9 protein-coding genes are annotated in these 13,493 nt (G+C 41.0%); 3 read left to right on the top strand and 6 right to left on the bottom strand.

Annotation, left to right across the window (positions count from 1 at the left end):
• Positions 1-119: 119 nt before the first annotated feature.
• Positions 120-1,349, bottom strand: a complete 1,230-nt coding sequence (locus tag CWB85_RS11060; protein ID WP_016707061.1) for an MFS transporter — start codon at positions 1,347-1,349, stop codon at positions 120-122.
• Positions 1,350-1,524: 175 nt separating this feature from the next.
• Between CWB85_RS11060 and gtfA the strand changes: the two genes are divergently transcribed.
• Positions 1,525-2,997 (top strand): sucrose phosphorylase, encoded by a 1,473-nt coding sequence (gene gtfA, locus CWB85_RS11055; RefSeq protein ID WP_016707060.1) that lies wholly within the window; start codon positions 1,525-1,527, stop codon positions 2,995-2,997.
• Positions 2,998-3,014: 17 nt separating this feature from the next.
• On the opposite strand, the gene CWB85_RS11050 is transcribed toward gtfA, so the two are convergent.
• Entirely contained in the window at positions 3,015-4,046 is a 1,032-nt protein-coding gene (locus CWB85_RS11050) for a LacI family DNA-binding transcriptional regulator (protein ID WP_016707059.1), read from the bottom strand.
• A 317-nt stretch (positions 4,047-4,363) separates the two neighbouring features.
• Between CWB85_RS11050 and CWB85_RS11045 the strand changes: the two genes are divergently transcribed.
• Both CWB85_RS11045 and CWB85_RS11040 read left to right on the top strand, forming a co-directional pair.
• Positions 4,364-5,902 (top strand): EAL domain-containing protein, encoded by a 1,539-nt coding sequence (locus CWB85_RS11045; protein WP_016707058.1) that lies wholly within the window; start codon positions 4,364-4,366, stop codon positions 5,900-5,902.
• A gap of 287 nt (positions 5,903-6,189) precedes the next feature.
• Positions 6,190-8,967, top strand: coding sequence for a collagenase (locus CWB85_RS11040; protein WP_016707057.1), 2,778 nt, complete (start codon positions 6,190-6,192; stop codon positions 8,965-8,967).
• A gap of 49 nt (positions 8,968-9,016) precedes the next feature.
• Here the strand turns inward: CWB85_RS11040 and CWB85_RS11035 are convergent, their stop codons facing one another.
• From CWB85_RS11035 to CWB85_RS11020, 4 genes are read right to left on the bottom strand one after another with little or no spacing between them, the layout of a single operon-like run.
• A complete protein-coding gene (locus CWB85_RS11035) occupies positions 9,017-10,033 on the bottom strand; it encodes an ABC transporter ATP-binding protein (protein ID WP_138554908.1) in 1,017 nt (338 codons plus the stop codon).
• A gap of 14 nt (positions 10,034-10,047) precedes the next feature.
• A complete protein-coding gene (locus tag CWB85_RS11030; protein ID WP_016707055.1) occupies positions 10,048-11,547 on the bottom strand; it encodes an ABC transporter permease in 1,500 nt (499 codons plus the stop codon).
• Complete coding sequence (locus CWB85_RS11025; protein WP_016707054.1) at positions 11,547-12,587, bottom strand: extracellular solute-binding protein; 1,041 nt, start codon at positions 12,585-12,587, stop codon at positions 11,547-11,549. Before CWB85_RS11025 ends, CWB85_RS11030 begins: the two co-directional genes overlap by 1 nt.
• Entirely contained in the window at positions 12,588-13,400 is an 813-nt protein-coding gene (locus CWB85_RS11020; protein ID WP_016707053.1) for a hypothetical protein, read from the bottom strand.
• Positions 13,401-13,493: the final 93 nt, after the last annotated feature.

The following is a 13,493-nucleotide window of genomic DNA, read 5'->3' as shown; positions in this document are numbered from 1 at the left end:
TCGATTAAGTAAAAATAACAAAGTTTTTACATTAAGCAACTTTTTTTTGCTGATAAATCGTGTTTTTCTTAACTAATATTGTTTTTAAAGACATTTTATTTGATGCTTTTTACATCAAATTATTCTTTTACGGAGCTGATTTGGTGCAAAGCCGCTGCCGAAGGATCTTTAAAATAGTTATACAGCATGGCTATAAATAATAATACGGCGAACCCTGTAGCGAGAATAAAGCCATATTTTACATGACCAAACATGTCACTGATCATACCCATAAATAAGGGGGCTAATGCTGCTGAAAGGGCCGTAAAAAAGAGGATAACCCCTGCAACCGCTCCATGCTGTTGTACAGCAAAGCATGAAATACCTTTTGAGTTAAGAGTTGGGTAGACCATAGACATAAACAAGCCAGAAAGAGGCAATAGCAAGACTGCTGCATTCACTCCCCCAATCAATGTACCCACGTAACAAAGGGCAATCCCTAAGCTTAACCAAACCATAACACTTTGCCAGCTAAAGCGATTAAGCAGCCAAACGGCAATAAAGCGACCAGCAGCGCGTAAGATAAAGAAAATTGTTAAAGCGTACGTTGCCATTAAGGTCCAAGAACCAGTGTAGTCAGCTAATAGAGTTGGCATCCATACATAAATAGCCACTTCGGTTGCAACGTATAATGCAATAGCAAGTGAAAAGCCCAAAGCATAAGGGTTTTTAACCATTTTCATGGTTGTGGTAAATGAGGTCGGTTTTTCTGCGCTTTTAACTACGGGCGGGTATTCTGCACGCCATGCCAGTACTGCGAGGATTAAGCACATAACACCAGCGATAATATACAAGTATGTCCAACTGACTTGCTGAGTTAATAAAAAACTGACTAAAGCAGGGCCCACTATAGCGCCGATGCCAAAAAAACCTTCGACCTTATTCATGGTTTTAGTGTGTTCATTGTTACTGTGTGATATGTCACCGAGCAGAGCTAAAGCGCCCGTTTTAAAAAGGCCGATGGCCAAACCAATAAGGCATAAAAGTATCACGAAGATAATAAAACTACTGCTTATCGCAAACAGAAAACAACTAATAGAAAATATGAATAAGCCAAGCATGATGGTTTGTTTTCGTCCAAAACTGTCGGCTAAAAATCCCAAAAATAAGCCGCTTAAGGCTATTAAGGCCATAGGTGCATAATGAAATGCACTTGCTTGTGTCATACTTAAATTAAACTCTTTTATTAACTCTGGGATGATCATGCCAACCGCATCTGAGGTCATGGCAAACATAAAAAACATCATATATGTTAACCAGCGTATGTGTTGCAATGATGTATTGCTAACGAGTGTGTGTGTGTTGTTCATTTTCATATCCTCGTCAGGTAGTTAAGCATTTTAGTAATTAACTCAATAGATTAATTACTAAATCATAGTTTAACTAGCCCGTCTTTGTATCAAAGTTGTAAAAACTTCTTGTAAAAATTGGTTTCGTAGTTAAAGATATATCTTAATCGATTAAGATTCAACTTGGTATTTACACATGATGAAGAATAAAGTTCAACTGATCACTTACGCAGATCGAATTACGGGTAAAGACATTAACGCTTTAACTGACTTACTTAATGGCCCCCTTGAAGGCGTTTTTGGTGGGGTGCATTTATTACCTTTTTATAACCCGATTGATGGCAGTGATGCCGGTTTTGACCCAATTGATCATAGCGCTGTTGATGAGCGTATTGGTACATGGCAAGACATTCAAACTCTAGGTAAAGAGTATGATTTGATGGCTGATTTGATTGTTAATCATGTGTCAGCGCAATCTTTTCAATTTAAAGACGTGCTAAAAAATGGCAAAAAATCAGCTTATTGGGATTTGTTTTTAACAAAAGAAGATGTTTTCCCTAAAGGTATGAGCGACGCTGAACAACAAGCTATTTATCGCCCGCGCCCAGGTAGTTGCTTCACGCCAATAGCCTGTGAAGACGGGGAAACGTATGAGTTTTGGACAACGTTTACCGACAATCAAATCGATATAAATGTTAAGTCTAGTGCGGGGATTGCATATTTAGATAATGTGTTGACAAAGTTTTCGCAAAATAACGTAAATATTATTCGGTTAGATGCAGCAGGCTATGCGATAAAAAAAGCGGGTACCAATTGCTTTATGCTTGATCAAACATTTGATTATCTGGATAAACTTTCAGCTCAAGCGAATGAATTGGGGATGGAAACAATTGCTGAGATCCATAGCCATTATCAAACTCAGGTTGAAGTCGCAAAACGTGTGAACATGGTCTACGACTTTGCCTTACCGCCGCTAATTTTACATAGTTTATTTACCAACAACAGTGACGCGTTGGTGAAATGGTTAGGAATTTCACCTCGAAACTGTTTAACGGTTCTGGATACCCATGATGGTATAGGCATCATAGATGCAGGGCCAATGGGTGATAAAGCGGGGCTACTAAATGCAGCACAAATAGATAACTTGGTTGAGACGATTCATGCAAATAGTCACGATCAAAGTCGTCAAGCAACAGGCGCAGCTGCCAGCAATGTCGACTTATACCAAGTAAATTGTACGTATTATAATGCATTAGGCACAAGTGACTTTGATTATCTGCTAGCTCGTGCCATACAATTTTTTGCACCAGGTGTACCTCAGGTCTACTACGGCGGACTTTTCGCGTGTGAAAACGATATGGAATTGCTGGCAACATCTAATGTCGGTCGTGATATTAACCGTCCTTATTTAGATGCGAATATTATTGACCAGTCACTGACCAAACCGGTTGTACAAGGATTGCTAAAATTAATCACTATCCGTAATACGCGCAGTGCGTTTAACGGAGAGTTTAATGTTGCAGGTAGTGGTAATTGCTGTAGCCTAAAATGGCAGCAAGGTGAGCAAGCAATAGAGCTCAAAGTTAACTTCGAAAGCCGCGAAGCTTTAATCATTGAGCAAAATGAAAACGAACAAATAACCACATCATTAAGCGATTTATTAAGCTAGTTTAATTAAGGCACTTATTAGCCACTTTGGCCTAATTGTAACTCGTAGTTAATAAGTGCTTTTTGTTCTTCTTTAGTAATAAATAAATTGGCGGCTAAAGCGCCTTTTTCTTCACTGTTTTGGTGGATAGTGGTTAGCTTGGGAACAAACCGTTGTGCTTCATCTATACCATCAAATCCAACGATCCGAATATCCTCGGGTATTTTTAAACCTAACTTCAAAGCTTCACGCATTGCTGCAAGGGCTATTAAATCACTCATACACAGCATTACATTAGGGCGAGGTAAGCTACAAAGAGCTTCTTTAGCTGCAATACTTGCAAAGCGTTCACTACTTTCAGGAATATTCCAAATGCGGTCTTCTGCAATGGGAATATCAAGCTCAGTTAGTGCCTTTTGATAACCACGTAAACGTTGGTGAGCTATAGATTGGCCGGCCTCACATTCATGGTGATCATAGACACGGCACAGTACGTTTTCATCCAATAAACGCAGCCCTAGTATTGCAACCTGATCGTGTTTATTGTGTAAAGCATGTTTTGCTACTTCGTAGCTTGCTTGCTCATTATTGATATTAACTGAGGCATTTCTATCTATATCAAAATCAACAGTAACCACATGCTTAGGCACCGTTTTTAGCTGTTCGACTAATGATTGATTACGCGGGCGACCATAACAAATAAAGCCATCAACAAAATCAATGACACTATTTAGACTATCGCTGTTACCCGAAAATAATAAAAGATTGATACCGTCTTTTTCGAGTATGGACGCCACGCCACGCATAAAACTGCTGGCAACAGGGTCTGACACCATATACTCAATGCTGTCGGGGAGTACCAGTGCGACAATATTAAATTTACCACGGCGTAATGATTGTGCTGCTTTATTTGGTCCAAAATATCCAAGCTCGTTACAAGCGGCTAAGATTGACTCGCGTCGGCTTTTTGATAGTTGATCTGGGCGGTTAAAGGCATTGGAAACTGTGGCATTTGAAACGCCGAGTTCTTTGGCGATGCTTTTTAATGTCCAATGATTTTTTTTACTCATACCGCTCTCAGAAATAGCCAACTTGATATAGTCGATAAATTAACATATTTAAATTTAAATCAAAGTGTTAATTACACTAGGCAGAAGCGGTAGAAGGTCGTTTCTTATTATTGTTATTAATAAAAAAGTATTGTTTTTGTATTGTTTTGATATTAACCCAAAAGTATTGTTTTTAGTTGTTACTGATTTGGTAATGAATTTGATTTTAAACGAATAAATTTTATTTACTTAAAAGCTAGTATAGCTAAAACTCACCAATTAACCTAAACTTCAAAATACGATAATAACAACAATAATGGGATAGTGACGTAGCCTTCATGAAAAAGTACCAACAAAAATCATTGTTTGCAGGGTTAGTCGGTTTTCTGGTGTGTATTTTTGGTGTTGTTATTATGGCTATCTTAGCGGGACAGCGATTAAACTATCAAATACAAGCGGATGCAGCTTTATTAATCAATCATGTTGAGGCTGTTGATACAGAACGTGAAAAGTTACTGTCAGCTTTAAATGCGCTAAATTATACACAATGCGATGACACCACATTATTGGCTATGCGAAGAGCATTATTTGATGCCACTTATTTGATCGATATTGGCTTTTTTAAAAACGATAAATTAGTTTGCACAGCGGGAAACGGTTTACTTGCAACGCCACTCAACGATAAAGCGCCTGATTATATCGAGCGTGATGGTGTCAGAGTTAGGTTCGCTCCTGCATTTTCTCTGATTTTATTTCCTGAGCGCATCATGCAGGCTATTATTGTGCGCCAACATAATTACAACGCTATTATTCAACCCGCCAAAATTGACTTGCACAGCGTGCGCGCTAAAAATTGGCAGGTATTTTTCAAAACTAAGCAAACGATTAACCACTTGACTGGAGTCGAAGGCCTGTACGAAAAAATAAGTTCCTCAATGGTACTGCCGTATGAGAGCTTAGTGGTGTGTAGTCAAGTGACCCCGAATTATTGTGTTGCGGTATTTTCCCCGTGGCGGGAGTACATTAGCCAAAAAAGTATGCTGTTTTTAATCTGTCTTGCATTGTGTGTGTTAGCGGGCTTATCAGCGGGCTTATTGGCAAGTTATTATATGGCGACCAAACGTTCAACATGGCGTAGGGTGCGTCGAGGTTTGTATCATCAGTCTTTTTATTGGACTTACCAACCCATCATAGATTTGCAAACTCAGCAGGTGATAGGGTGTGAAGTCTTAGCACGATTTAAAGACAAATTTGGCATGCTTACTCCCGATGAATTTATTCCCTTAATTCGTAAGCATCAACAAACTTGGGTATTTACCCAAGCAATGGTTATTACCATATTAGATGAATTGAGTGAGGCGTCTCAGTTGCCTGATGGCTTTAAAGTCTCGTTAAATATTTTCCCCTATGATGTTCAACAAGGTAAATTGTCAGAGTTGATACAGATGCCTGGATTGTTAGCGTCCCGATTTAGTATTTGTTTAGAGATCACCGAAGATGAGTATCTTGATTCAAATATTGCCCACGGCCACTTACAAAGTTTAGCCGATGCGGGGTTTACGTTATCAATCGATGACTTTGGTACGGGTTACTCGAATTTAGCTAACTTACAAAATTTAAGTTTTCATCAACTTAAAATTGACCGCACCTTTGTACAAGATATTGCGACTGCTGGATTAAAGGCTTCAATGATCCCCTATATTATGGAGTTAGTGAGCAAACTTGGTTACACCTGTGTTGCTGAGGGCATTGAAACTCAAGAGCAAGAAGCTATTTTAAAAATAGCAGGTGTGCAGTTTGGTCAAGGCTGGAAATACGGTAAACCAATGCCTATAAAGCAATTTAAACAGTTTATGAGTACCAAAGAAAAATCCTAATACACAACCACATTGAATCGGAACTTTGGTTAAGGTGTTTAATGTTTTAACCAGCGTTTAGGTGAACCCCTCCGTTACTCCCTCTTTTATAAGTATATTTCAGGTTTTTAGCAGCAGCCTAAATGTAGTTGTAAAGTATTACTTTTTATTTATTTGCTAAAACCAATATATTGATATTCGTTAATGTTATATAAAATATATTGTATACAATGATAATTAAATGTTACAAATTGCATCCTCAATAACCCGTTCTGGATTGAGATAATAAAAATTATCAAAGGTAAATTATGAAAATTAATACATTGATTCTGGCGCTACCGATACTTGGAGCAAGTACGATTGCACTTGCAAACACCACTAATGAGCGTCTATTTACGCCACAAACAGCGATTGTCGATCGTGCTCACCATCATGGTGTTGAGCACCATCATAATGACAAAGCGCCCATTGCTCAGTTACAAACACAACCGCAACAGTTAACTAATATGATGATGCGTAGTCAGGCAGCCACAGTGAGTTGTGACTTAACGGCACTTGCTACTGCCAGCACTAGCAGCATTATTACTGAGCTAAAAAGCCAAGGAACGAGTTGTGTTAATCAGCTTTTTAGTGCTTCTGCGTCAATTCAGGGGCAAGTATTTAGCTCTGATAATATGTATGCCGTAGCCAATCATGCTAAGTCGCTCTCACAGACTTACGCTGGCGGTGGGGATATTGAGTTAGAGGCGTTATTTTTATACTTACGTGCTGGCTTTTATGTTGAATTTTATAACGACAGTGTCAGTTTTAGTACATGGGTAACGCCCGCAGTTATTGATGCAATTGACGCGTTTGTTAATAATAGCCATTTTTATGATGATAACGATGGTCACGGCAAAACCCTTTCTGAAGTGATCATCACTATGGACAGTGCTGACCAACAACATCGTTACTTGAGTGTTGTTAAACAGTGGCTAACCCGTTTTAACGAAAGCTATGCTGCAAAATGGAATATGCGCAGCGCAGTAAATGGCATTTTTACTTTGCTTTATCGCGGGCAGTGGAATGATGCATTTGTTACAGCTGTTGGCACAGATACTGACTTAGTCGCTAAACTCAGTGCATTTACGCAAAAGCAATGGATGATTGGCTCTGATGCACAATACTTAATAGTTAATGCAGCCAGTGAACTTGCAAGGTTAAAACAGTATTCAAATACCGCCATTCAAACCTCTGTTGATAACGGCTTAAAGGCAATTTTTAGCACCTATAGCAGCTTTGGCTATGGCGACGCGGTATGGCTTGCAGCGGCAGATTCAGTAAGCTACTACGCTGATTGTAATGATTATGGCATATGTGGCTTTGTTGATGATTTAATTGCACAAGCCTTGTCGCAAAGTTATAGCTGTAGCAGTACCATTAAAATTCGCTCACAAAACATGACCGCCATTCAGCATGCCGCAGCGTGTGACGCAATGGGCGCTGAAGAGGGATTATTTCATACTAAGCTCGCTACTAACAACACGCCTGTTGCAGATGACAACAACAGCTTTTTACAAGTAAATATATTTGATAGCAGCGACGATTATGGTAAATACGCAGGCGCTATTTTTGGTATTAACACCAATAATGGCGGGATGTATTTAGAAGGCGATCCATCAGTTGTAGGTAATCAAGCAAACTTTATTGCCTATGAAGCAAGTTATGCCAACGCCGAGCACTATGTTTGGAACTTAGAGCACGAATATGTGCATTACTTGGATGGTCGCTTTGATTTATATGGTAATTTTAACTCACCCACAGAAGATATTGTGTGGTGGTCTGAAGGTGTTGCAGAATACGTTGCAAATTTAAATAACAACGATGCAGCAAAAGCGACCATTAGCGATGGCTCACGTTTTACACTCGCACAGATTTTTGCCACTACTTATGATGGCTTTGATCAAGATCGAATTTACCGTTGGGGTTACTTAGCGGTACGTTTTATGTTTGAACGCCATAACGATGAAGTAAATGCCATGCTTGCTCATACTCGCGTGGGTGATTGGAGTGCTTACAAAGCTAAAACAGTCCAATGGGCTAACAGTTACGAGAATGAATTTGTACAATGGTGTGATGATTTTGTTGCAGGCACTCCAACCAATAGTACGCCCACAGCACAAATAAATGGCCCTTATTCCGGTGTACAAAATAATGAAATTAGCTTTACTAGCAGCGGTAGTATAGATAGCGATGGTTCTATTGTAAGTTACCAATGGGATTTTGGTGATGGCAGTACATCTAATGAAGCAAACCCACTGCACACTTATACCAGTGCCGGAGAATACAGTGTTAGTCTAACGGTCGTTGATAACGAAGGTGCAAGTATATCTGTAACGACAACTGCGAGTATCGAGCAAAGTAGTAGTGGTGGAGATGATATACTTCAAAATGGTCAATCAATTAATGTGAGTGGCCAGCAGGACGAACTGCAGTACTTCACTTTTGAGGTGCCGCAAGGTGCAAGTGAGCTTACCTTTAATATTGCAGGCGGCACAGGTGATGCAGATTTATATGTTAGTTATGAAGCCACACCAAGTGAAGCTATTTACGATTGTCGCCCTTATCTTGGTGGCAATAATGAGCAATGTGTTATTGAACCAGCCCAACAAGGTACATACCAAATAATGCTGCGCGGTTACAATGCGTTTGATAATGTTCAGCTAACAGCGTCGTTTACCCAAGCAACCGCGAATGTACCCGATGTATGTGCTACACAAGGGAGTCGCAGTAGTGGCCGTTTAAATGATGGTGAAGTGATTTGTTTAGGAAACACGGATCCTATGTGGTTTAGTATTGCCGATGTGCAAAGCCAAAGTGGCATTGCAATCACTACCGCAAATGGCAGTGGTGATATTAGTTTAAGCTATGCGGCAAGTGGTTGGCCAAATGGGTCTAACGAAGTAGCGCATTCAACTAATAACGGTAACGCAGAGTGTATTTTTATCTCCGGTCAAAATGAATATTGGGGCTACTTAAAAGTGGCAGGGAATAGTAATGGTGCCAGTTTGGTGGTTGATTTTAACAGCCAAGGCTGTCGCGAATAACAGTCAAATAAAATGATCAAAAAGCCCATAACCATGGGCTTTTTTCGTATTATTGTTCGCGTTTATAAACAGCTAATGGGTGAGAAGTGCTTAACGAAACATGTACTTTATCGCCAGGGTTTACGACGACTTCATGGCTTACGCGGCTCGTAACCTGTGTTTTACAATCAAGCTCAACGGCGCATAAACGGCTGCCACCTTCAAAGCGGACCCATACTACAACCCCGTTATTGCCAGTTTCACCTTGAACTAAAACTACGTCATCGGGACGTAATAATACGTCTACATCACCGTGTTCGCAGTCTACACCGTGTGCCGGAACATTTCCGATATCTGTACGGGCTATACCTTGATTAAATTGACCTTGAATAAAGCTCGCTTCTCCTAAGAATCGCGCCACAAAACGATTGCTTGGCATGCTAAAGCAGTGCTCGGGAGTATCGAGTTGTTGAATTTTACCAGCTTGTAAAATCCCCACACGGTCACCGATAGATAAGGCTTCTTCTTGATCATGGGTAACCCAAATAGCAGGCACGCCAGCTTTTTTAAGCGCATTGCGAATATCCCAGCGCAGCATGTCTTTTAATGCGGCATCAAGATTTGACAGTGGTTCATCAAGTAAAACAAAATCGGGCTGATGGGCAAGTGTGCGCGCAAGGGCAACTCGTTGCTTTTGACCGCCAGAAAGGGTTGAGGGTTTTTTATTACGGAACGCTTCAAGACCAAGTAGCGTGATCCAATGATCGGCTACAGTGGTGTCTTTTAACCTAAAGCAAATATTTTGCTCAACAGTTAAATGTGGAAATAACGCAAAATCTTGAAATACCATGCCCACACTGCGTTTTTCAGGTGGCACTGTAAGCTTTGGCGTTGCCCGCCATTTGCCTAAGTTTATTTCTCCTTCAGTGATTGGGATTAGTCCAGCAAGTGCTTGCAAAATGGTACTTTTACCACAGCCTGTAGGGCCTACTAGCATGAGGATTTCACTTTTTTCGAGTGATAAATTTAGCTCGCTTACTACGCGGTTGGTGCCATAATCTATAGACAACTGGCTTACAGATAGCATGTGTATTTCAATCCTCAGTGTTCGAGTTGGTTACGTTTTTCGCCAGACATCATAATAGCTAACCCACAAGCAGAAATCACTACTAACAATAGGCCAGGGATAGCTGCACGACCAAAGTAGCCTGCTTCATAAACACGCCATAAATAAGTTGATAGCGTTTCAAACCCAGTTGGGCCAAGCAATAGTGTGGCTTCTAATTCGCGCATTGATTCTAAAAATACCAATGCAGCGCCGGCAATAATACCGCGCATAGTCAATGGCAAGGTGATACGCGTAAATGCCTCTCGTGGACTGGCTCCAAGAACCCGTGCTGATTTAACTAAACTAGGATCGAGGTGTTCGGTACTGGTGCGCACCGAGCCGACAGCCAGCGGCAGAAAACGTAGCATATAGGCAATAATAAGTAGCCCCAGTGTTTGATATAAAAACGGTAGTTGCAGACCGCCATACACCAATGCGGTACCCATGACGATACCAGGAATACCAAAACCAAAATAAGTTACACGCTCCATAACTCGGCCTGTTTTACCGCTAAGCGCCGCATGAGCAACAGGTATTGCGACAATAACAGCCACCACAGCTGCGATAGCGGAGGCATAAGCAGAGTTCCATGCAATACTAAAATCAAATGCGCTAAAACCATCGCGGGCAAGCCATAGCGAAAAAATAGCTAAAGGTAAGCCGATGGCTAACAGCAGTACAGGCGCAAAAGTGGCGAACATAGCGCCGAGTTGCCATTTAGTTGGGAATAAAGTTAATGCTTTGCCATGGCGCTCGCTGGCCGTTTTGATTTGCGATTCAATCAACAGTAAAAAACCAACGATCACTAATAATTGCAGTGACAGCATAGCTGCTCGACTCAGTTCAAAGGCATTATATTCAACATAGATGACTCGCGTAAATGTATCGAGGCGCATCATGGCAGGAGTACCAAAGTCAGACAAAGTATAAAGTGCTACAAGTAACGAGCCTGCTGCGATCCCATTTACCACACGCGGTAAGATAACTTTAAATACACTTTCGGTCATCGACATACCCAAAGTACGGGCTGCATTAACCATACTTGCATCTAAACTAAGCAAAGATGAGCGGGTCGTCATCATTACAAACGGGAAGGTATACAGTGTCATTACAATGGCTGCGCCAGTTAATCCATCCATTGCGGGCAGTTCAATGCCAAGTAAGTTATGCAGCTCTCCACCAGAGCCAAAAGCCGCGTATAAAGTAAACGCCCCAATATAACTGGGAATTGCTAAAGGAGCGGCAAAAAATACCAGCCAGAATTTTTTAAAGGGTAATTGCACGTAGGCGCTAATAAAAGCTAAAGGCACGCCAATTAAAATTGAACCAATGACGGTGAGCACCATGAGGGAGAGGGTGTTGCCAAGAATTTTTAGATTATGGCTATCAAAAAAAGAGCTGGCGTCAGTTGCCAGCGTTATTAAAATAAAAATAGGGGTCAAGGTAATGAGCGCTGCAAGCAGCGCCATTGGGTAAGAAGCAGGTAATCGCATTACAATACGCCGCTATTACGCATCAAGTCTATAGTTGGCCGTAAATCAGCTAACTGAGTAAGGTCAATTTTAGGAGGCGAAACACTTGCTAAAGAAGGCAGTCCTTTTGGTTGGTCTACGCCATTAACGAGCGGAATTTCATAGGCTTCACGGGCTAAGTAACCTTGCACTTCAGTACTTAACAGGTATCGCATAAAGTTGGTTGCCAGCGGATCTTCGCTTAACGCTAAAATCCCCGAAGCATTGACTAAACAACCTGCATCTTGTTCAGTAAATGCAAGATCAAGCTTAGCGTCCGGTTTCCCTGATTTTAATCGCAATGTGTAGTAGTGGTTTGCAAAACCAATATCAACTTCACCGCGTTCAACTGCCATTACTACACCTAGTTCACCGGCGTAGGTTTTAGCGCGTTTTTTGACTTTCTTCAGCCATTTGGCTGTTTTATCGTCACCTTCAAGGATACGCATGGCCGTTACAAATGATTGAAAGGATGCATAAGCCGGTGCCCAACCAATACTTAAATCACTGTCAGCAATCTCCATGATGCTGTTAGGAATTTGCTCTTTAGTTAAACGAGCGGTGTTGTATGGAAGTGTCCTAATACGCCCAGTTACTGGCGCCCAGTCTTTGTAGCGAAATTGCGGCTGTAACTGTGCTGATAGATCGCTAGGCAGTGCTTGAGCTAAACCGGCATCTGACACTAAACCAATAGCGCCCGAATCCACAGCCCAAAATAAATCAGCTCTACGCACACCTGCTTTTGCTTCTGCAACAATGGTATTTGCTAAAGCAGCAGTAGGCCCGCGGCGAATGTTTAATTTAAAATCAGGATTTTTATTCTCAATTGCTTGCAGCACATTTTCGTACAAACCACCTTCACCACGGCCTAAGTATAAAGTCAGTTGACCTTTTAGCTTTGGTAAGTCATCAACAGATACAGGGTTTGCTATGCTGGCAGCTAGTGCGTGAGAAAGAGGCAATGGTAAAGAACCAATGGCCCCTAACGCAGCTAGGCCTTGTATAAAGGTCCTACGCTTCACTTAAAATACATCCTTACGCGCTTTTTCGGCTTCTTCAAGTAATACCTTAGCGCGGTCTAATTTTGTTTGCATATCAACGATCACGTCGCGAACTTGGTCAACGCTTTTGTTGTCCGCGATTGCTTTAGGCAAGGTTACGTTAAAATCTTTTTCTAGTACTTCAACTAGTTTCGCATCTTTTGCGATTAGTGTACCTTCAACACCTTCAAATAAGTGAAGGTATGTATCGTGAACAATGCTCGTTGCTTCATCACTTAAACGCTCAGCATATTTTGCAACTACACGATCAAGTTTATGTTTGATTTCATCAATGGTGGCACTTTGTGTCATGCCTTCGGTTGCCGTTGTGGTGATGTTATCTAGCAAGCCTTTTTGTTGAAATTGTGCTGCAAGTTTAACAGCACCTAGGCCTTGCCACAATGCAGAATCCATCGCTGCTTGTTGTTTACGAGCTTCACTTGCTGGCTTGTTGTCATCAATAGCCATTTTTACGCCATAAATACCTTGCCAAATCGATGCGTAAACTGGCACATAGTTAGTTTCAATAGCACTGTGAAACTTTACTGATTCCCAGTATTCAATTAAATCATCGCTATTTACTGCTTTTGCGCCTTTGCTTTCGTAAGCGCTTACCATGGTGTCGACTTTACCGATCATCCATTCAACTTCTTCAGAGTAATCTTTAATATTCGCTTGTAGGTGATTAACATGCTCGCCAATTGGGCCATTAGCAAGGACTGGTTGTGCAACAAATGTTGACACTAAAAGAAGGCTTACACCTAACGTTGTTGCTGATTTAAATAATGAATTCATACAGAGGGTCCGAAATGGTAATTGTAAATGATAGCCATTATCATATCCGTAATTATGACCAAAATCAATATACCTAAATTTACACTTTAAATC

This window comes from Pseudoalteromonas sp. S1727, from assembly GCF_005886375.1.
Classification (GTDB): Bacteria; Pseudomonadota; Gammaproteobacteria; order Enterobacterales; family Alteromonadaceae; genus Pseudoalteromonas; species Pseudoalteromonas haloplanktis.
Note: the sequence above shows the minus strand (reverse complement) of the source record. Positions and strands in the feature narration are given on the sequence as shown.